The sequence below is a fragment of the Paracraurococcus ruber genome (assembly GCF_004353985.1).
Classification (GTDB): Bacteria; Pseudomonadota; Alphaproteobacteria; order Acetobacterales; family Acetobacteraceae; genus Paracraurococcus; species Paracraurococcus ruber.
The window spans coordinates 1-19,560 of record NZ_SMOA01000071.1; the positions used below are offsets into that span (position 1 = coordinate 1).

Below are 19,560 nucleotides of genomic sequence, written 5' to 3' on the forward strand. Positions count from 1 at the left end.
GGCCGGCCGCGGCGCGTGACGGCGCCGGCCGCGCCGGCCGGCGTCAGGCCTTCCGGACGTTCCAGAACAGCGGCATGCCGTTCAGCACGCCGCTGATGGTGGTGCGATAGGCCCAGGGCTGGAAATACTGGCCCACCGGGATGTAGGGCACCTCGGCGAAGGCTTCCTGCTGGATCTCCCGCGCCAGGCGCTGCTGCGCCGCCAGGTTCGGCGCGTCCAGCCATTCGCTGCGCAGCGCCTCCACCTTCGGCATGGTGGGCCAGCCCGGCCAGGCGTTCAGCCCGTTGCCGCGCAGGCCGAGATGCCCGGCCGGGGTGAAGAAGTCGAGGCCGGAGAAGAAGGTCAGGAAGATGCTCCAGCCGCCCTGGTCCGGCGGGTTGCGGTTGGCGCGCCGCGTCACCACGCTGCCCCAGTCGGTGGCGACGAAATCGACATTCATCCCCGCCTTCTGCAGCATGTCCTGGCAGACCTGCGCCAGCGCGTTCAGCGATGGGAAGTCGGTCGCGGCCAGCAGCACAACCTTCTCGCCCCGGTAGCCGGCGGCGGCCAGGTCGCGCTTGACCTTGTCGTAGTCGCGCGGCCCGGTCAGCGGGCCGATCCCGGCATCGGAGGCGAAGGGCGTGCCGGGCGGGAAGAAGCCGACATTCTCCCGCCACATCGCGCGGTCGGTGCCGATCACCGCCGTCATGTAGTCCGACTGGTTGGCGGCACCCAGCAGGGCGCGGCGCACGCCTGGGTTGTTGAAGGGCGGATGCAGGTGGTTGAAGCGGCACAGGCCGAGCAGGCCGGTCGGGTCGTACTGCTCCACCTTCACGTTGCGGGCGCGGCGCAGCAGCGGCAGCAGGTCGGCGGTCGGCTGCTCCCACCAGTCCACCTCGCCGGCCTGCAGCGCGGCGGCGGCGGTCGAGGCATCGGGCGTCACCCGCCACTCGACGCGGTCGAAATGCGCGACTTTGGGGCCGGCGGTCCATTCATTCGTCCCGCCCTCGCGCGGGACGTAGTCGCGGTTGCGCTCATAGACCAGCAGGCTGCCCGGCACCCGCTCATCCGCCTTCAGCCGGTAGGGGCCGCTGCCCATGATCTCGCGGAAGGGGACATTCGGATCCTGCTGCGCGATCCGCTCCGGCATGATGAAGCAGACCGGGCTGGCAGGCTTGGCCAGCGCGTCGAACAGCAGGGCGAAGGGTTTCTTCAACCGGAAGGTGAAGCGCCGGTCGTCCTCCGCCACCAGCTCGTCGGTCGCCGCGGCCAGCGCCTGGCCGATGGCGTCGCGCGCCCACCAGCGCCGGATGCTTGCGACCGCATCCTTCGCCAGCACCGGCGAGCCGTCGTGGAATTTCAGCCCGGGCCGCAGCGTGATGCTCACGCGCTTCCCGCCATCCTCCACCGCATGCCCCTCGGCCATCTGCGGCTGCGGCCGGAACTGCGAATCGACGCCGTAGAGCGTGTCGTAGACCAGGAAGGAATGGTGCCGGGTGACATAGGCGGTGGTGACGATGGGGTCGATCACCGCGACATCGGCCTGCGGGATGAAGCGCAGCACGCGGCTGCCGGCCGGCTGCGCCAGCGCCGGCGCCGCCAGGGGCAGCGCGCCGGCACCGAGGAGGAAACTGCGACGATCCATGGCTGCGTCCTTGTTCTCGTCAAAGGCGAATGGCATGCAAGGCCAAGCCGCGCGGCCAGGCAAGGCCCCGCCAGCCGCGGCCATGCCGCAGGCGGCCGCATCCTCGACACATCCGCCGGCCAGGATAGGGCGGTGAAGGGAGACCGCCATGCCGCATCGGAGCCTCGCCGCCATGCCTCCCGATCACCGCCGCGACCATCGTCGCCGCAACGCCGCGGAACGTGACGCGCCGCGCAGCGCCATGCGGGCCTGAGGCGCAGCATGTCACCGCGGCGTGGTTTGTTCGGCCGCAGCCGGACAGGTAGATCATTTCCATCCGAGATGCATGACATGACAGCCCTTCCCCTGACCGAAAAGCCGGGCCTTGCCGGCTGGGCCGCGCGCCTCGGCCCCGCCCGGCTTCGCCTGCTGCGCGAGTTCTTCCGCTTCGGCGTGGTCGGAACGGTCGGCTTCCTCGTCGATGCCGCCGTGCTCATGCTCGGCATCGCGCTCGGCCTCGGCCCCTGGCTCGGCCGCGCGCTCTCCTACCTCGTCGGCGCGACCACCACCTTCACGCTCAACCGGCTCTGGACCTTCCGGCACGCGCCGCGCGCCGCCTCCGTCGGCCGGCAATGGGTGCTGTTCCTGCTGGTGAACCTCGTCGGCTTCGCGTGCAATTACGGGACCTATGCGGCGCTGATCGCCTTCGTCCCCGTGGTCGCCGCGAACCCGGTGCTCGGCGTCGCCGCCGGCTCCATCGCCGGGCTGGCCGGGAACTTCGTGCTGTCGCGCCGCTTCGTCTTCGGCCAGGGCGGCAACGGCCGTCCGTCCCATTCCTGAAGGACGGTCCCCGCATGCCCCTTCGCAACGCGTCGCCATTTCCCGCCGCCGCGACCACGCTGGCGAGGCCGTCGGCATGCTGGGCATGAGCCGGCCCGAGCCGGCGTCGCAGGACGCCGCGCTGCTGCCGCCGGTCACCGAGGCCGGCTGGCCGGGCTTCGCCGCGCCACGGCCGGTCGAAGGCGCGCGGCGGGCGCGGCAGCTGCCGCGGCCCTTCTCGCCCACCTTCCTCGCCGCGCTGGTCGCCGGGCTGGATGCGCTGGCGGTGATCCTGTCCGGCGTCGCGCTGCAATACATCCCGCTCGAGCGCGGGTCGCCGCAGCCGCCGCTGATCCTGTTCTACGCCGCGCTCACCGTCAGCCTCACCGGCTTCGGCGGCGGCTACGCCCATGCCGCGCTGTTCGGCGGCCGGCGGCCGCTGACCGCGGCGCTCGGCGCGCTGCTGATCGGCGGCGGCCTGCTGGCGGCGGCGGCGCAGGTGCTGGGCGCGCCGGTCACCTTCCGCCCGGGGGCCGCGCTGCTCTGGCTCGGCTTCGCCACGCCGCTGCTGCTGGTCTTCCGGCTGGGCACCGCCGCCGCCTTTCGCGGCCTGCCGCACCTGACGCGGCAGCGCGCCGTGCTGGTCGGCAGCGGGCCGCAGGCCGCCCGCTTCGCCGCGACGCTGACCGGCCAGCACGACCAGGGCCTGGCGCTGCTCGGCCTGGTCGACAACGATGCCGGGACGGCCGCGGCCAGCGGCGACCTGCCGCATCTCGGGCCGGTCGGGATGCTGGACGGGATGATCCGCCGCGGGGAGGTGGACCAGGTCGTGCTCTGCATGCCCTGGGCGGAGGAGCGCCGGGTGCGCGACCTCCAGGCCATGCTGGCCGACTACCCGGTGGACGTCACCCTGGCCCCCGACCTCATGGCCTACCGCAAGGATGCGCGGGAGGCGCCGCGGCTGCTGCGGCTGGCGGACCGGCCGATCCGCGGCTGGGCCGCGGTGGTGAAGACGATCGAGGACTATGTGCTGGCGCTGCTCGCGCTGGCCGTCGCCGGCGTGCCCATGGCGCTGATCGCCCTGGCGGTGCGGCTGGACAGCCCCGGCCCGGCCCTGTTCCGCCAGCGCCGCACCGGCTTCAACAACCGCGACTTCTACGTGCTGAAGTTCCGCACGATGTACCATGACGCGGCCGATCCCACGGTGCGGCAGCAGGTGCTGCACGGCGACAAGCGGGTGACGCGCGTGGGCGGCATCCTCCGCCGGACCTCGCTGGACGAGTTGCCGCAGATCTTCAACGTGCTGAAGGGCGAGATGTCCTTCATCGGGCCGCGCCCGCATGCCCCGGGCACCCGCGCCGGCGGGAGGCCCTTCGAGGAGGTGATGGCCCGCTACGCCGCCCGCCACCGGGTCAAGCCGGGGCTGACCGGCCTCGCCCAGGTGCGCGGCTGGCGCGGCCCGACCGAGACCGAGGACAAGCTTATCCGCCGCGTCGAGAGCGACCTAGAATACATCGAGACCTGGTCGCCCTGGCTGGACCTGATGATCCTGGTCCGGACTCTGCTGGCCGTGGCCCGGATGCGGAATGCGCTCTGACCCGCCGGGCCGTGCCGGCACCCGCGTCGCGGGTGCCCCACTGCCGCCATACGGGCCTGCTTTCCTGGCCGCCGCCATGATCCGCCCGGAGTGCCCGCGTGCCTGACACCCTGCCCCATCCCCTGCCGGGCTTCGAGCGCGAGGCCGCCGCGCCCGCGCCGCGCATCGCGGTCCTCGTCCCCTGCTACAACGAGGAGGTGGCGATCCCCCGCGTGATCGCCGCCTTCCGCGCCGCCCTGCCCGAGGCGGTGATCTATGTCTACGACAACAACTCGAAGGACCGGACGGTGGAGGTGGCGCGCGCCGCCGGCGCCGTGGTGCGGACCGAGACGCTGCAGGGCAAGGGCCATGTCGTCCGCCGCATGTTCGCCGACATCGAGGCGGATGTGTATGTCCTGGTCGATGGCGACGACACCTACGAGGCGGCGGCCGCGCCGCGGCTGGTCGACAAACTGCTGGCCGAGCGGCTGGACATGGTCACCGGCATCCGCATCAGCCAGATCGAGGAGGCCTACCGGCCCGGCCACCGCTTCGGCAACCTGATGCTGACCGGCATGGTGCGGACCATCTTCGGCAACCGCATCTCCGACATGCTCTCGGGCTACCGGGTCTTCTCGCGGCGCTTCGTGAAGAGCTTCCCGGCGCTGGCCGGCGGCTTCGAGACGGAGACCGAGTTCACGGTCCATGCCCTGGAACTGATGCTGCCGGTGGGCGAGGTGCCGACCGCCTACAAGGAACGCCCGGCCGGGTCGGCCAGCAAGCTGCGCACCTTCCATGATGGCTGGCGGATCCTGCAGGCGATCATCGCGCTGGTGAAGCGGGAGAAGCCGCTGCCCTTCTTCTCCTGGATCGCGGCGGGGCTGCTGCTGCTCGGCCTCGGCCTCGGCACGCCGGTGGTGCTGGAATTCCTTCGCACCGGCCTCGTGCCGCGGCTGCCCACCGCGGTGCTGTCGATGGGCCTCGTGCTGCTCTCCTTCCTCTCCTTCGCCTGCGGGCTGATCCTGGACACGGTGACGCGCGGCCGGATGGAGGCGAAGCGTATCGCCTACCTCGCCGTGCCGGCGCCCGATTTCGGCCCGATCCGCCCCGGGTCGCCCTGACGCGATGACCCTGCCACGATGACCCTGGCGCGATGACCCTGCCGTCCTACCCCGCGCCCGCCCATGTCGCCGGCGCCGCCGGCCCGGCCCGGCCGGACTACGAGGCGGATGTGATCATCCTGGCCATGGACCGGGCCGAGGAGACGGTGGCGGCCATCGCCTCCGCCCGCGCCCAGGCCGGCGTCACCAGGCATGTCTGGATCGCCGACCAGGGCAGCCGGCCGGAAAATCTCGCTCGGCTGGCGGCGGCGGTGGAAGGTGCTGCGGATGCCACCCTTGTCCGCCTCGACCGCAACTGGGGCGTCGCCGGAGGGCGCAACCGGGCAACCGCCCTCGGCACCGGGCGGGTGGTCTTCGCCCTCGACAACGACGCCGAATTCGCCACCGACCAGACACTGGCCAGGGCGGTGCAGGCCCTGGCCGCGGAGCCCGACCTCGCCGCCATCGCCTGCCGCATCCTGGTCTTCTCGACCGGGCAGGACGACCTGCTCTCCTGGGGCTATCCCAAGTCGCTGCTGCCGCGATCGGCCGAAAGCTTCGATGCCTGCACCTTCGTCGGCGCCGGCCATGCCATCCGCCGGGCGGATTTCGCCGCGGCCGGCGGCTACGACGACGCGCTGCACTTCACCTGGGAGGAGTTCGACGTCTCCCTCCGCTTCCTCAACATGGGCAAGCGCATCCGCTACCGCGGCGACATCGCGGTGCGGCACAAGGTCAGCGGCGAGGGCCGCTTCGCCTGGTCGGGCACCCGCTGGTTCCACTTCGTCCGCAACCGGCTCTACATCGCGCTCAAATACGGCGCTGCGCCGGCCGCGGTGCTGCCGCGCTTCCTGGCCTACCAGGTCAAGGGTGCGCGCAACGGCGTGCTGGCGCAGGGGCTGCGGGCCGGGCCGGCGGCGCTGGCCCTAGCGCGGCGCTTCCGCCCGGGGCCGGAGGGCGCCGGCCTGTACCGGATGACCGCGGCGGCGCGGGACTACATTGCCCGGAACGACGCGGCGCATCGCGGCGGCCTGACGCGGCGCGTGCAGGCCGAGGTGCTGTCGCTGCTGCCCGGCGCGGCGCGCTGAGAGCGGGCCCGGCCCGGACATCCTCGCGCCTGGGCCTGAGCCCGCAGCCGGCTCATCGCCATGGCCTGGCGAGCGGCGTCACCCCGTGCCGCGTGCCGGCGGTTGCACCATCCGCCGCATCCCGCCTCTCGGTCGCCCCCCTCCGGCCCCCCTGCCCAAGTGACGCGGCCGCGTGCCGGCCTCGCGCGGCAATGATGCCCGCGCAGGCGCCCCGCCTGGACGCGCCCGGGCGCCGGGTGCAGCCTGCGGCGGGCACGGGCGCCCGGGCGGAGGACTCGCCGATGGCACGGAACGGGGATGGCCGCAGCCGGCCGGGATTCGAGGCCATGGGCGCCGGCCGCCGGGCCGCCCTCCTCCTGCCGCTGGCCGGGCTGGCCCCCGGCCGGGCCCTGGCCCAGGCGCCGCTGGTCCTCGCCCCCTCGACGCCCGGCGGCGGCCTCTCCGCTTTCGCCGAGGCCATGGCCGCCGCGCTGGCTGCGGCGGATTCCGGCCTGCCCCTTGCGCCGCGCCACACCGCCGGCAGCGCCGAGAACGTGGCCCTGCTGCGGGCCGGCGATGCCGACCTGGCCCTGGTCGCCGGCGAGACCGCCACCGCCGCCCTGGCCGGCGAGGGCGCGCCGCGGATCGTCGCCGCGCTCTACGGCACGGCGCTGATGTTCGCGGTGCCGGGCGCCTCGCCCTACCGGAGCATCGCCGATTTGCGCGGGCGGCCGGTGCTCTGGGGTGCCGCCACCTCCAATTTCGTGGTCGCGGCGCGGCAGGTGATGGGCGCCCTCGGCCTCGATATCGAACGTGACTTCCAGCCGCTCTTCGTCGCCCGTATGGACGAGGCGCCGCGCCTGCTGGTGGAAGGCCGGGCGGAGGCGCTGTGGGGTGGCGGCGCCGGCTGGCCCGCCTTTGCCGCGCTGGCGGCGGCGCCGGGCGGGGCCCGCTTCCTGGCGCCCGACGCGGCGGAACGGGCGCGGATCACCGCCGCGCAGCCGGGCCTGCGGCCGATGGACCTGCCGGCCGGCAGCTATCCGGGCCAGGATGCCGCCATCGCCTCGGTCGGGGTCTGGGTCTACCTGCTGGCCAGGCCCGGCCTGCCGGACGACACCGGCTACCGCCTGGCCCGCGGCCTCGACCGGGCGCGGGAGGGGCTGTCGGCGCGGCTGCCGCAGGCCGCGGCCATGACGCCGGCCGGCACCGCGTCCGCGGCGCCTGGCCCGACCAGCATCCATCCCGGTGCCCTGCGCCACCTGCGGGAGGTCGGCGCGCTATAGCGGCGCCGCGCGCGGGCCGCAGGGCTTCGCCCGGCAGCCCATGACCCGGCGCGGCCTGCGGGCGCCGAGAAAGGCGCCGCCGGCGCCGGCCTCAGGGGGCGACGCGGCGCGCCCGGGCCTCGGCCCGCAGCATGGCGAAGACGCGCGGGCTGTCCACCAGATAGCGCCGCGCCAGCCGGCGCGGATCCTGGGCCAGGCGCCAGGCCCATTCCAGCCCGGCGCGCTGCACCGGCACCGGCGCCCGCCGCTCCGTCCCCGCCAGGAACAGCAGGCTGGCGCCGATGCACAGGCCGGTGCCCCGCGCCCGGCCGCGCTGGGCGATGGCATGCGCCAGCCGGCATTGCCGCGGCGACCCGACCGCGAGGAAGATGAAGCGGGCCGGGTGCTCCTCGACGAAGCGGATGGCGCGGTCCCAGGCCGCCGGGTCCTGGTCGAACCCCATGGGCGGGTTGTGGTGCGCGATGCGCCGCAGGCCCGTGCGGGCGGCCAGCGCGGCGACCGCGGCCGGTTCCATGCCGAGGATGGTCACCGGTTCCTCCGGCGCGATCGCCTGGCGGACCAGCAGCGCCGTCAGGTCGCTGCCCGGGACCACCTCCGGCACCGGCAGCCCGACCAGCCTGGCGGCGCGTGCCACCACCCGGCTGTCCAGCAGCCGCAGCAGCGCCCCGGCATAGATGCCGGGCATGTCGGGCAGCCGCTGCAGCCGCGCCAGGTGGTCGGCATTCGGCGTCACGACATAGGCGAAGGGCGCCTCGGCCGGCCGCGCCAGGAGGCGCTGGGCCACCGCCCCGATCGGCAGGTCGGCGAAGTCGACCCCGCAGAGGCGCACTTCCGGCACGCCCCCGGACCTGGCGTCAGAGGGCAAGCCGGACCCGCAGGGAGACCAGGTTGCGGGAGAATTCCGGGAAGCCGCCGGTCGCCTCGAACCGCCGGGTATAGGTGTAGTTGCCCACCAGGGAGACGTTGCGGTTCACCAGGTAGCGCGCCTGCAGGGAGAAGAGGCCGTCCAGCGCGGTCTGGGTCGGGCTCTGGTACTCCCGGTAGTCCGCCCTGGCATCGGCCGTGAGGATCAGGTTGCGCAGGAATTCATGGTCCACCGCGGCGCCGCCCTGGGTGCGGTTGAAGCTGACCGCGTTGAAGCGGATGGATTCCTCGATGGTCCGGGCGACGTTGAAGCGCACCGTGGTGAGCAGGGTCGGCGCCCAGCTCAGCTCGCCTTCCACCGCCGGGCCGCTGAAATTCTTCAGGGTCGGGTCGTTGTAGCTCCGCTCCTGCCAGCCGATGGCCAGCCGGCCCTGCCAGACGCCGTCGAAGTCGTAGGTGACGCCGCCGAGCACCTGCCAGGTGAAGCTGTCCCGGCCGCGGGAGATCGAGTTGGTGTAGGAGATGTCCTGCAGCCGGACGATCAGGTTGGCGTAGCGGCCCGGGGCGAAGGCATAGCTGGTGCCGACGGTGCCGATCAGCGTGTCGAAATCATTCAGGGAGATGCGGTTGCGCACCCCGTTGAAGTCTACATCCTCGAACCGGTAGGTCCGGTAGAGGACGTTGCCGAGCAGCCCGAAGCGGTTGAACCGGGTATTGCCGCTGGCCTGCACCTCGTCCGAGGTATAGGGCACCGGGCGGAAGATGCCGGCCGTCTGCACGTCGTAGCTGTAGACGTCCAGGTGGTCCCGGTAATGGGTGTAGCGGGCCTCGACATTTGTCGTGGCGTTAACATCGTAGCGACCGAAGGCACCGATATCGTAGTCGACCCAGTCGAATTCGCTCCGGCTGATGTATTGCCGGGCATCGAAATTGCCGACCAGCCCGACCGCATGGGTGGTCCAGTCGCTCTGCAGCCTGACCGAACCCGCCTGGTCGGCGAAGCCGTCCGAGCGGGAGTTCCGCTTCAGCCCGAGGATGTTGTCGTCATAGCCGCCACCGATATCGAGGGTGCCGTCCAGCCGGAAGCCGCCGAGCCGCACCCCGGGCGGTTCGTAGTCGCGCCGCAGGCGCGATTCGACGGTGACGCCGCGCTGGATATCCTCCCGCGTGATGCCACTGGCCGATTGCGCCGCGGCGTCGGAGGCGGACCAGACGCCCAGCAGAAGCAGCGCCGCGGCCCGGGCCGGAATCCATCTCACGCTCATCCCCCCGCTTTGCCTCGGCTGGCTGCTACCATAGGACGGGTGTACCGCAAGGAAGCGCAACGATCACGTTCTGTCATGCCGGGCGAACCGTCCAGGGGCGTGTCCGCAGCACCGCACTCAGGGTGCCGTAACCGCTGTGCCAACGTCTCTCGCGCAGGTTACACTCCGCTATCCTCCGCCGGATTAGTCTTGCAATTGGGGCCGCCGCACGGGCGTATTCCGCCGGCCGTCGACCCGCGCGCTGGTCGCATGGGTCGGCCGCTCCTCGCGCCGCACGGCCACCCGCCCCTTGGGCGGTGAGACTGGGCCCGCCCCCCGGCGCGCCCCGAACCGGAGCCATGGAATGGCCACGACGACGACCCTGCGGCCCGAGGCGGCCGGACTGCCCGAGGCGGCTTCCCATCCGGTCATCGCCGACCGGGACCTGCCCGCCTTCCGCGCCGGCCAGCCGGCCGAGGCGCGGCTGCGCGACCTGCTCGCCTTCGCGCTGGCCGCCGAGACGCGCCAGCCGCCCACCCCCGAGACCATCGAGAAGCTGCGGCAGGAAGCCTCGGCCGCCCTCGGCGACCATGCCTTCCGCTACCTGCACAATGCGGTGGACCAGATCAGGCGGGAGGCGGTGGCCGAGCATCTCGGCAAGCTGCGGCCGCCGCCGGGCTTCGGCCGCCTGGTGCTCGCCAACCTGGCCGCCCTGGCCATCGCCGCCCTTGCCGCCGTCGCGCTGGCCGGCCACCCCGCAACCCTCGCCGGCCTTGCCGGCCTCCTCCCGGGCTGACGCATGTCCTTCACCAGCAACCGGCTCGCCGGGCCATCCGCGGCCTTCGAGCCCATGAACAAGACGCCGCTCGCCCAGGCGATCGCGGCCTGCCGCAAGCAGTTCATCGTCGTCGGCCTGTTCAGCGGCGTGGTCAACCTGCTGCAGCTGACCACCTCCATCTACATGATGCAGGTGTTCGACCGGGTGCTGGCCAGCCGCATCCTCGACACGCTCTACTACCTCTCGCTCATCGCCGTGGCGGCGACCCTGGTGCTGGCGCTGCTCGAGGCGGTGCGCGGCCAAGTCATGCAGCGCCTCGCCGCCTGGATGGAGCAGCGGGTGGCGCCCGAGAGCTTCGTCCGGGCGATCGAGAGCACGCTGCGCGGCCGCCCCTACCGGATGGAGGCGCTGCGCGACCTCGCGGTCTGCCGCGGCTATCTCGGCTCCCCCGGCGCGCTCTCGCTCTATGACGTGCCCTGGGTGCCGATCTATCTCGGCTTCATCTTCCTGCTGCACCCGGTGATGGGCTGGATCGCCCTCGGCGGCGCCGTGACCCTGTTCGGCCTGACGCTGGTGAGCGAGTTCTCGACCTCGAAGCTGCTGAAGGAGGCGAACACCGCCGCCATGGCGTCGCAGCGGCGGGCCGAGAGCATCACCCGCAATGCCGAGGTGATCGACAGCATGGGCATGCTGCCCTCGGTCATCGGCCGCTGGCGGGAAAGCGTCGCGGCGATGTCGGTGCCGCAGCAGCGCGCCGCCGACCGCGCCGCGATGGTGGTGGCGGCGACCAAGTTCTTCCGCCTCGCCGTGCAGATCGCCATCCTCGGCGTCGGCTCCTACCTCGTGCTCAAGCAGGAACTGACCGCGGGCGCCTCCATCGCCGGGTCGATCATCATGGGCCGCGCCCTGGCGCCGGTGGAGCAGATGATCGGCGGCTGGAAGCAGCTGGTCTCGGCCCGGCAGTCCTTCCGCCGGCTGCAGGCCTTCCTGGCCCTGCCGCGGCTGCGCCCGACCGGCATGCCCCTGCCGGAGCCGACCGGCCATATCGCGGTCGAGCGCGTCTCCTATGCCTTCCCCGGGCAGGCCCAGGCGCTGGTGAAGGGGGTGAATTTCGCCCTGGTCCCGGGCGAGAGCCTGGCGATCATCGGTCCCTCCGCGGCCGGCAAGACCACGCTGATCCGCATGCTGATCGGCACGCTGCAGCCCTCGGCCGGCACGGTCCGGCTGGACGGCGCCGATGTGTACAACTGGCTGCGGGAGGATTTCGGCCGCTATGTCGGCTACCTGCCGCAGGATGTGGAGCTGTTCGACGGCACGGTGTTCCAGAACATCGCCCGGATGCAGCAGGCCGAGCCGGCGGCGGTCTACGAGGCGGCACAGCTGGCCGGCTGCCATGAGATGATCCTGCGCCTGCCGAACGGCTACGATACCCAGATCGGCGATGGCGGCCAGTATCTCTCGGGCGGGCAGCGGCAGCTGGTCGGCCTGGCGCGGGCCATGTTCGGCCGGCCGAAGCTGGTCGTGCTGGACGAGCCGAACAGCAACCTCGACGGCGACTCGGAGGCGGCGCTGAGCCGCGCCCTGATGAAGCTGAAGGAGCTGGGCACGACGGTGGTGCTGGTCTCCCACCGGCCCACCCTGGTCCAGGTGGTGGACAAGGTCCTCCTGCTGAAGGAGGGCGCGATCGAGATGTTCGGCCCGCGGGCCGAGGTGCTGAAGCGGCTGATGCAGCCGCGGCCGGCCGAGATGCCCGCCGCGACCCCCGCCGCGCCGCGCCTGGAAGGGAGTGCCGCCTGATGGGCGTGACGACGCAGACCCTGGGACAGCCCCCCGCGGCCCTGCCGCAGGCGGCGGGCGGCGCCCTCGTCCTCGGCAAGCCGGGCGGCGGCCTGCCGCAGATCCCGTTCCACCCGCTGCTCGACGCGCCGCACCCGCGCACCCGCGCGCCGATGATCTTCGGCCTGATCATCTTCCTGGTCTTCGTGGTCGGCTTCGGCGCCTGGGCCGGCTGGGCCCCGCTGGCCGAGGCCTCGGTCGCGCCCGGCGTGATCAAGGTGGAAGGCAGCCGCCGCACCATCCAGCACATGGAAGGCGGCATGGTGCGGGAGCTGCTGGTCAAGGACGGCGACAAGGTCCGCGCCGGCGACCTGATCGCCCGGCTGGACGTCGTGCAGTCCGAGAGCACGGCGGCCACCTTCCGCGCCCAGCGCTTCGCGCTGCTGGCGCAGGATGCAAGGCTCGAGGCGGAGCTGAACGACCGGCGGGAGATCGCCTTCCCAGCCGACCTCGCCGGCAGCGCCGACCCGCGGGCGATGGAGGCGGTGAACGGCCAGCGCGCCCTGTTCGAGGCGCGGCGCGCCAACCTGAACAGCCAGGTCCAGGTGCTGCAGGCGCGGATCGAGCAGCAGCAGGCGATCATCGCCGGCGCCCGCGGCCAGCTGGCCGCGACGCGCCAGCAGCTGGCCTTCGCCCGGCAGGAGGAGCAGCTGCGCCGCGAGCTGGTGGGCAAGGGGCTCGGCCGCCTGCCGGAGCTGCTCGCCCTGCAGCGCGCCGTCGCCTCCCTCCAGGGCTCGGTCGAGGACCTGAACGGCCAGATCGACCGCGCCCAGGCCGGCATCACCGAGGCGACCAAGCAGATCCAGAGCACGGTGGACCAGCGGCTGCAGGAAGCCTCGACCGAGCGGCGCGACGTCCGCGCCAAGCTGGCCGAGGCGGAGGAGCGGCTGCGCGCCGCCAGCGACGTGGCGCAGCGCCGCGACATCCTGGCGCCGGAGGACGGCACGCTGGTCAACCAGCGGGTCTTCACCGTCGGCGCCGTGCTGAAGCCGGCCGACCCGCTCTTCGACCTCGTCCCCGCCAAGGACCGGCTGGTGGCCGAGGTGAATGTCCAGCCGATGGACATCGACGTGGTCTATCCCGGCCTGCAGGCCGAGGTGCGGCTGCCCGCCTTCAAGCAGCGCCTGGTCCCCTACCTCCACGGCCATGTGACCTGGGTGGCGGCGGACGTGACCACCAACGAGCAGACGCGGCAGCAATACTACCGCGCCTATATCCTGATCGATCAGGACCAGCTGGCGCACCTGCCCTCGGTCTTCCTGACCCCCGGCATGCCGGTGGAGGCGCATGTGCAGATCGGCCAGCGCACCTTCTTCCGCTACATGGTGCAGCCGCTGCTCGACAGCTTCACCCGGGCCTTCCGGGAACAGTAGGCGGCGGCCGGACGGCCGCCGTCCAACGACAGGCGGCCCCGCCCGGCGGGGCCGCCGCCAAGCACCGGGACACAGATCATGCCGCAAGGACCCACCCTCTTCGCCGATGGCGTGATGGATGCCAGCGTCACCGCCGGCGTCGCCCGCCTGACCCTCGCCCAGACCGGGGCCGACGGGAAGCCGCTGGCGGCCGGCCAGCTCGTCGTGCCGCTGATGCAGCTGCCCGGCATGGTCAATGCCATGGCCGGCCTGCTGAAGCAGGTGGAGGCGAAGATGCGCGAGCAGCAGGCGCAGCAGGGCGCCGCGCCCGCCGCGGCGGTGGAAGCCGCGCCCTCCGCCTTCCGCTTCGGCTGACGGGCAGGCGTGCTGCCGGCCTTCCCTCCGGTCTCCCGCCGCGGCCTGCTGGCCGCCTCCCTCACGGCCGCCGCCCCCGCCGGGGCGCAGCCGGTTGACCTGCGCCAGCGGCTTGCGCGCCTGCGGTGCGGGGTCAACCTGGAACGCTGGTTCCCGGTGGCGCGGGACAACCACCCGCGGCGGCTGGGCCGCGCCTGGTGGCGTGAGCTGCGCGGCGCCGGCTTCGACCATGCCCGGCTGATCGTCCCCGCCGCGGGGCAGGAGCTGTTCGGCTGGTTCCACGACGCCATCGAGGATGCGATGGCGGCTGGGATGCCGGTGCTGCTGGCGCTGCAGGACATCGTCCACCAGGGCTCCCCCGAATCGCGGGACTGGGACGGGCTGGCCGCCCGCGCCCGCTTCTTCGGCGCCCGGACCGACCCCGCCATGGTGGTGCTGGCGCCGGTGAACGAGCCGGCCTTCGAGCGGACCGAAACCTGGCTGCCGGTCCGCGACCGCATGCTGGCGACGCTGCGCGCCGCGGCGCCGCGCCACCTGCTGATGTGGGGCGGGCGGGAATGGAACAGCATCCGATCCCTGCCCGACCTGGCGCCGCCGGCCGATCCCTGGACCATCGCCGAGGTGCATGACTATGGCGGCGGCACGGCGCGGGAGGTGCGCGACCGCTTCGCCCCGGCCATCGCCTGGCGGGAGCGGCACGGCATTCCGGTGATCTGCGCCGAATACAATGGCAGCGGCACCAAGCAGCAGCGGCGGGAGCAGTGGATCGAGGACCTGCGGGTCGGCCTGCCCGTCCTGCAGTCGCTGAACCTGCCGGCGACGCTGTGGTCCTACAGCCATGGCGGCTGGTACCGGCTGCAGCCGGAGGATGGGCCGGCGCCCTACCCCGAGGTCAGGCGGCTGCTCGCGGCCTAGCGTTGGAAGGGGGCCTTGCCCCCTTCCGAACCCTCCCCACCAAGGGTCGAAGGGCCCTTCTAACCCTCGGGCCTTCCCTCAATAGGGAACGCGGTCGGGCTTCGCCAGCCAGGCGGCGAAGGGCCGCTTGCCATCCTCCGGCAGCAAGGGGCGGGTCGGCACCGTGCGCGCCTCCAGCGGCGCCGCCACCTCCCGGTACAGCAATTCGTCGTCGAAGCCGGCCGCCGCCGCGTCCCAGCGGGTGCCGGCGAAATACGCCCCGTCCAGCCGCGCCCAATGGATGGCGGCCAGGCACATCGGGCAGGGCTCGCAGCTCGAATACAGCACCAGCCCCCGCAGGTCGAAGCGGCCGAGCGTCCGGCAGGCGCGGCGGATCGCCGTCACCTCGGCATGCGCGGTCGGGTCGAGGTCGGGCGTGACCAGGTTGCTGCCTTCCGCCACGACCTCCTCGCCGCGCGCGATGACGGCGCCGAACGGCCCGCCGCCGGCGGCGACGGAGTCGCAGGCCAGCGCGATGGCGCGCCGCATGTGGCGGATGGCGGTGGGATCGGGTGCGGACATGCGGCGGCCTCGGCGGTTGCGGCGCCGGCGTCTCCCGGCTGGGAGGCTACCGGCGCCTTGCGGCGGGGGCCAGAGCGGCCCGCAGGGCGGTGTCGCGCCGCGCGCCCTTCGCACCCCGCCGCGACCGCCTCTACCGCTCCGCCCGCATCTCGGCAAACAGGTCGCGGGCGACCAGCAGCGCCTCCCGCACCGTCGGCAGGCCGACATAGCCGCCCATATGCAGCAGCGCCTCGCTCAGCTCCTCCTCCGTCCAGCCCTCGTTGCGGGCCATGCGGAGATGGATCTTCAGCTCCGGCCAGGCATGGATGGCGGTGTCGGAGACGACGCAGATCAGCGCCCGCGTCTTCATGTCCAGCCCCGGCCGGCCCCAGAACATGCCGAAGACGGCCTCGGCCGCGTAGTCGCCGAATTTCTGCTTGATCGGGTCGTTGTGGACCGTCTCGTCGATCCGCTTGGCCGCTGCCTCGCCGATCAGCTTGCGGCGGATGGCGCGCCCCTTCTCGGAGTTCGGGCCCGTCTCCATGGCGTCCTCCTCCCCCTGGGGAGGGAGGAGGCGACGCCAGCCGCGTCAGAGGCGCACGCGGTCCGGCGCGGCGCCGCGCATGGCGCCGGGCCAGATCACCTCGGCCGGCGTCACCTCCCGCCCCAGGCGGTTCATGCCGCGCAGCTGGTCGATGGCGAGCTGGATGTTGCCGACCGAATCGGCCGTCAGGTCCATGCGGAAGCCGACCTTGGTCAGCAGCTCCGCCACCAGCCCGCGGTCCTGCCGCAGGAAGCGCGCCACCTGCTGCGCCGCCTGCTCACGGTTCGTCTCGATGAACTCGGTGGCCTGGATCAGCGCGCGGAGGAAGCGCGTCGTCGCCTCGGGGTTCGCCTCGGCCCAGCCACGGTTCATGTAGACGAAATTGCGGACGATCTGGATCGCCTCGTTGTTCACCAGGATCTTCGTGTTCGGGATGGCCCGCATGGCCCGCGTCGGCCAGGGCTCCCAGACCGCGAAGGCGTCGATGTTGCCGCGTTCCAGCGCCGCCACCATCTCCGGCGCCTCGACATTCACGATGGTGTAGTCGGCGGCGTTCAGCCTCAGCTTCTCCACCACCGACAGCCAGAAGGTCTCGCTGCCGGTGCCGCGCGCGACGCCGACGCGCTTGCCCTTCAGCCCGTCCATGCTGTCGATCCCGCGCCCCAGAACGCTGATCCAGCGCAGCAGCGCGGTGCCCTCGGCGACGGCCACCACCTTGGGGTCGCGGATATGGGCGGAAACGCCGGCCTGTTCGGCGCCATAGGCGGCGTTGATCTGGTCGCCGATCAGGAAGGCGACCATGGCGCTGCCGGACGGCCCGGTATTGACCGTGACGTCCAGCCCGTTGCGCTCGAAGAATCCACCCTCCTTGCCGACATAGAAGGGCGAGAAGGAGGGATCGACGCCGGTGGCGATGGTCATTTTGATGGTGCCCTGCGCCCGCGCCGGCAGGGCGGCGAGCAGAGCGGGCGTGGCGAGCATGGTTCGGCGCGGCAGCATGGTCCCGGTTCCCCTCTTGTCTCACATGGTCGGGTTGAAGCGCCCGGCGAAGGCGCGGATCAGCAGGCGGAACAGCCGGTCGGCCGCGAATCCGAGCAGGCCCAGCGCCACGAGCGCGACGAAGATGTCCTCCACCTGCATGAACAGGCGGGCATCCCACAGCATCTTGCCGAGGCCGTCATTGGACGCGACGAGTTCCGCCGCGACGATGGTGACGAAGGAATTGGCCATTGCCAGCCGCATCCCGGTCAGGATGTAGGGCAGCGTCGCCGGCAGGGCGACGAGGAGGAACACCTGGAAGCGCGTCGCGCCCAGGCATTGCGCCGCGCGGATCTTGTCCCGCGCCACCGCGCCGACGCCGGCCGCGGTGCTGATGATGATGACGAAGACGGTGGTGTAGGCGATGAGGAAGACCTTGCTCTCCTCCCCGATGCCGAACCAGATGACCGAGACGGTTATCATCGCGACCGCCGGGATGAAGCGGAAGAACTCCGTCCAGGGCTCCAGCAGCGCCCGCACCGGGCGGAAGCTGCCGATGGCGAGGCCGATGGGGATGCCGACGGCGCTGCCCAGCAGGAAGCCCTGGGCGATGCGGCGCAGGCTGGCCAGCACCTGTTCCTGCAGGATGCCGTCCTCCACCAACACCACGGCGCGGTCCAGCACCGGCCAGGGCGGCGGGAACAGCGCGCTGCGCGCCAGCCAGGTGGCCGCGACATGCCACACCGCGAACAGCAGCGCGAAGCCGGCGAGGTAGCCGAGCACCGTGATGGCGCGGTCCCTCATTGCGGGTGGATCTCCGCATGGATCAGCGCATGCACCTGCCGGAACACCGCCATGAACCCGTCCGAGGTGCGGTCGCGCGGATAGGGCAGGTCCACCGGGATCAGCGCCTTCAGCGTGCCGCCCGGCCCGCGCGTCATCACCGCGACGCGGGTCGACAGCGCCACCGCTTCCTCGATGTCATGGGTGATGAACAGCACGGTCTTGCGCGTCTCCGCCCAGATGCGGGAAAGCTCCGCCTGCAGCGTCGCGCGGGTCATCGCGTCCAGCGCGCCGAAGGGCTCGTCCATCAGCAGGATGCGCGGGTCGGCGGCCAGGGCGCGGGCGATCTGGATGCGCTGCTTCATGCCGCCCGAAAGCTCGGCCGGGTGCTTGGCCCCCTGCCCGTCCAGCCCGACCAGCCGCAGGAAATGCCCGGCGCGCGCCCGCCTTTCCCGCTTCGGCAGGCCGCGCAGCCGCAAACCGAAGGCGATGTTGTCGAGGGCGGTCAGCCAGTCATACAGGCTGTCATGCCCCTGGAAGACCACGCCCCGCTCGGCGCCCGGGCCGCGCACGGGCGCGCCGTCCAGCAGGATGCGGCCGGCCGTCGGCGCCTCGAACCCCGCCACCATGTTCAGCACCGTGGTCTTGCCGCAGCCGGAGGTGCCGAGCAGGCAGACGAACTCGCCCTCCGCCAGGTCGAGCGAGACGCCGCGCACGGCCTCATAGGCGCCGCCGCGGCCGCGATAGGTCTTCCCCACATCGTCCAGCACGACCAGCGCCAATGCCCCGGCTCCCCCGGCTGCCCGCGTCCGGGTATGCAACCGCCTTGCCAGCGGCACAATCCTGGCCCCCGGGTCTGCCGCCCGGATCGCCCGCGCCTGTCCCCCCATGCCCGCCCCCGCTTCACGGCCCGGCGCCCCGGGGCTACGCTTAGCCGGCTACGCATTCAGGCAGGAGGAAACGGCACCATGGGCATGCTGGACGGCAAGGTCGCGGTCGTCACCGGTTCGGGCGGCGGCATCGGCCGCGAGATCGCGCTGCACATGGCGCAGGCCGGCGCCAAGGTCATCATCAACGACATCGGCGCGTCCCTGACCGGGGAAGGCCAGTCCGCCACCCCGGCGCAGCAGACCAAGCAGATCATCGAGCAGCGTGGCGGCCAGGCCGAGATCAACACCGACAGCGTCGCCTCCTGGGAGGGCGCCGGGAAGATCGTGCAATCGGCGATGGACCATTTCGGCCGCATCGACATCGTCGTGAACAATGCCGGCATCCTGCGCGACCAGATCTTCCACCGCATGACGGCGGAGGAATGGGATGCGGTCATCGCCGTGCATCTCAACGGCTCCTTCTACGTCTCCCGCCACGCGGCGACGCATTTCCGCAAGCAGGAGAGCGGCAGCTACGTCCACATCACCTCGACCTCCGGCCTGATCGGCAATTTCGGCCAGGCGAACTACTCGGCGGCGAAGCTCGGCATCGCCGCGCTGTCGAAGTCCATCGCGCTCGACATGAAGCGCTACAATGTCCGCTCCAACTGCCTCGCCCCCTTCGCCTGGTCGCGCATGACCAGCAGCATCCCGGCCGAGACGCCGGAGCAGAAGGCGCGGGTCGAGAAGATCATGCGCATGGGGCCGGAGAAGAACGCGCCGCTCGCGGTGTTCCTCGCCTCCGACGCGGCCAAGGAGGTCACCGGCCAGATCTTCGGCCCGCGGATGAACGAGCTGTTCCTGTTCAGCCAGAACCGGCCGATCCGCGGCATCCACGCCGCCGAGGGCTGGACGCCCGAGAGCATCGCCGAGCATGCGCTGCCGGCGCTGAAGAGCTTCTTCGTACCGCTCGAGCGCTCGGGCGAGGTGTTCTCCTGGGATCCGCTGTGAGAGCCCGGGGGAGAGAGGGACAC

The 19,560-nt window shown here is 72.3% G+C and carries 19 protein-coding genes; 11 read left to right on the forward strand and 8 right to left on the reverse strand.

What is annotated here, in order from left to right; all coding sequences use genetic code 11:
* Positions 1–43 precede the first annotated feature (43 nt).
* The gene (locus E2C05_RS14735; RefSeq protein WP_133220405.1) at positions 44–1,624 is read right to left on the reverse strand and encodes an ABC transporter substrate-binding protein; all 1,581 of its coding nucleotides are present in this window, start codon (positions 1,622–1,624) and stop codon (positions 44–46) included.
* A gap of 330 nt (positions 1,625–1,954) precedes the next feature.
* Between E2C05_RS14735 and E2C05_RS14740 the strand changes: the two genes are divergently transcribed.
* The 5 genes from E2C05_RS14740 (at position 1,955) to E2C05_RS14760 (ending at position 7,448) form a co-directional block, all read left to right on the forward strand.
* Entirely contained in the window at positions 1,955–2,443 is a 489-nt protein-coding gene (locus tag E2C05_RS14740; RefSeq protein ID WP_133220426.1) for a GtrA family protein, read from the forward strand.
* Between the two features lie 76 nt (positions 2,444–2,519).
* On the forward strand, positions 2,520–4,019 hold the full coding sequence (locus E2C05_RS14745; RefSeq protein WP_133220406.1) for an exopolysaccharide biosynthesis polyprenyl glycosylphosphotransferase: 1,500 nt from the start codon (positions 2,520–2,522) through the stop codon (positions 4,017–4,019).
* Positions 4,020–4,117: 98 nt separating this feature from the next.
* A complete protein-coding gene (locus E2C05_RS14750; protein ID WP_240046743.1) occupies positions 4,118–5,119 on the forward strand; it encodes a glycosyltransferase family 2 protein in 1,002 nt (333 codons plus the stop codon).
* Between the two features lie 32 nt (positions 5,120–5,151).
* Positions 5,152–6,186 (forward strand): glycosyltransferase family 2 protein, encoded by a 1,035-nt coding sequence (locus E2C05_RS14755; RefSeq protein WP_133220407.1) that lies wholly within the window; start codon positions 5,152–5,154, stop codon positions 6,184–6,186.
* A gap of 281 nt (positions 6,187–6,467) precedes the next feature.
* Positions 6,468–7,448: a TAXI family TRAP transporter solute-binding subunit gene (locus tag E2C05_RS14760; RefSeq protein ID WP_158292131.1), complete on the forward strand. Its 981-nt coding sequence runs from the start codon at positions 6,468–6,470 to the stop codon at positions 7,446–7,448.
* Between the two features lie 91 nt (positions 7,449–7,539).
* On the opposite strand, the gene E2C05_RS14765 is transcribed toward E2C05_RS14760, so the two are convergent.
* Positions 7,540–8,286 (reverse strand): WecB/TagA/CpsF family glycosyltransferase, encoded by a 747-nt coding sequence (locus tag E2C05_RS14765; RefSeq protein ID WP_240046744.1) that lies wholly within the window; start codon positions 8,284–8,286, stop codon positions 7,540–7,542.
* A 16-nt stretch (positions 8,287–8,302) separates the two neighbouring features.
* The gene (locus E2C05_RS14770; protein WP_205082831.1) at positions 8,303–9,571 is read right to left on the reverse strand and encodes an outer membrane beta-barrel protein; all 1,269 of its coding nucleotides are present in this window, start codon (positions 9,569–9,571) and stop codon (positions 8,303–8,305) included.
* Between the two features lie 349 nt (positions 9,572–9,920).
* On the opposite strand from E2C05_RS14770, the gene E2C05_RS14775 reads away from it, so the two are divergent.
* The 5 genes from E2C05_RS14775 (at position 9,921) to E2C05_RS14795 (ending at position 14,812) form a co-directional block, all read left to right on the forward strand.
* Entirely contained in the window at positions 9,921–10,352 is a 432-nt protein-coding gene (locus E2C05_RS14775; RefSeq protein WP_133220411.1) for a hypothetical protein, read from the forward strand.
* Between the two features lie 3 nt (positions 10,353–10,355).
* On the forward strand, positions 10,356–12,131 hold the full coding sequence (locus E2C05_RS14780; protein ID WP_133220412.1) for a type I secretion system permease/ATPase: 1,776 nt from the start codon (positions 10,356–10,358) through the stop codon (positions 12,129–12,131).
* Positions 12,131–13,543: an HlyD family type I secretion periplasmic adaptor subunit gene (locus E2C05_RS14785; protein WP_133220413.1), complete on the forward strand. Its 1,413-nt coding sequence runs from the start codon at positions 12,131–12,133 to the stop codon at positions 13,541–13,543. The genes E2C05_RS14780 and E2C05_RS14785 overlap by 1 nt, the downstream gene beginning before the upstream one ends.
* Before the next feature lie 78 nt (positions 13,544–13,621).
* Positions 13,622–13,897 carry a hypothetical protein gene (locus tag E2C05_RS14790; RefSeq protein ID WP_133220414.1) on the forward strand — a complete coding sequence of 92 codons (276 nt, stop codon included), beginning with the start codon at positions 13,622–13,624 and terminating at the stop codon, positions 13,895–13,897.
* 9 nt (positions 13,898–13,906) lie between these two features.
* Complete coding sequence (locus E2C05_RS14795) at positions 13,907–14,812, forward strand: glycoside hydrolase family 5 protein (protein ID WP_133220415.1); 906 nt, start codon at positions 13,907–13,909, stop codon at positions 14,810–14,812.
* 78 nt (positions 14,813–14,890) lie between these two features.
* Here E2C05_RS14795 and E2C05_RS14800 read toward each other — a convergent pair whose 3' ends face one another.
* The 5 genes from E2C05_RS14800 to E2C05_RS14820 all read right to left on the reverse strand — a co-directional run bounded on the left by E2C05_RS14800 (position 14,891) and on the right by E2C05_RS14820 (position 18,439).
* Positions 14,891–15,373, reverse strand: a complete 483-nt coding sequence (locus E2C05_RS14800) for a nucleoside deaminase (RefSeq protein ID WP_240046745.1) — start codon at positions 15,371–15,373, stop codon at positions 14,891–14,893.
* Between the two features lie 130 nt (positions 15,374–15,503).
* Entirely contained in the window at positions 15,504–15,896 is a 393-nt protein-coding gene (locus tag E2C05_RS14805; RefSeq protein WP_133220416.1) for a carboxymuconolactone decarboxylase family protein, read from the reverse strand.
* 45 nt (positions 15,897–15,941) lie between these two features.
* Entirely contained in the window at positions 15,942–16,895 is a 954-nt protein-coding gene (locus E2C05_RS14810; protein WP_133220417.1) for an ABC transporter substrate-binding protein, read from the reverse strand.
* 21 nt (positions 16,896–16,916) lie between these two features.
* Positions 16,917–17,678 carry an ABC transporter permease gene (locus E2C05_RS14815; protein WP_133220418.1) on the reverse strand — a complete coding sequence of 254 codons (762 nt, stop codon included), beginning with the start codon at positions 17,676–17,678 and terminating at the stop codon, positions 16,917–16,919.
* Positions 17,675–18,439 (reverse strand): ABC transporter ATP-binding protein, encoded by a 765-nt coding sequence (locus E2C05_RS14820; protein ID WP_200305329.1) that lies wholly within the window; start codon positions 18,437–18,439, stop codon positions 17,675–17,677. The genes E2C05_RS14815 and E2C05_RS14820 overlap by 4 nt, the downstream gene beginning before the upstream one ends.
* Positions 18,440–18,625: 186 nt before the next feature.
* Between E2C05_RS14820 and E2C05_RS14825 the strand changes: the two genes are divergently transcribed.
* Positions 18,626–19,537 carry an SDR family NAD(P)-dependent oxidoreductase gene (locus tag E2C05_RS14825; RefSeq protein ID WP_338045145.1) on the forward strand — a complete coding sequence of 304 codons (912 nt, stop codon included), beginning with the start codon at positions 18,626–18,628 and terminating at the stop codon, positions 19,535–19,537.
* The last annotated feature ends 23 nt before the right edge of the window (positions 19,538–19,560 follow it).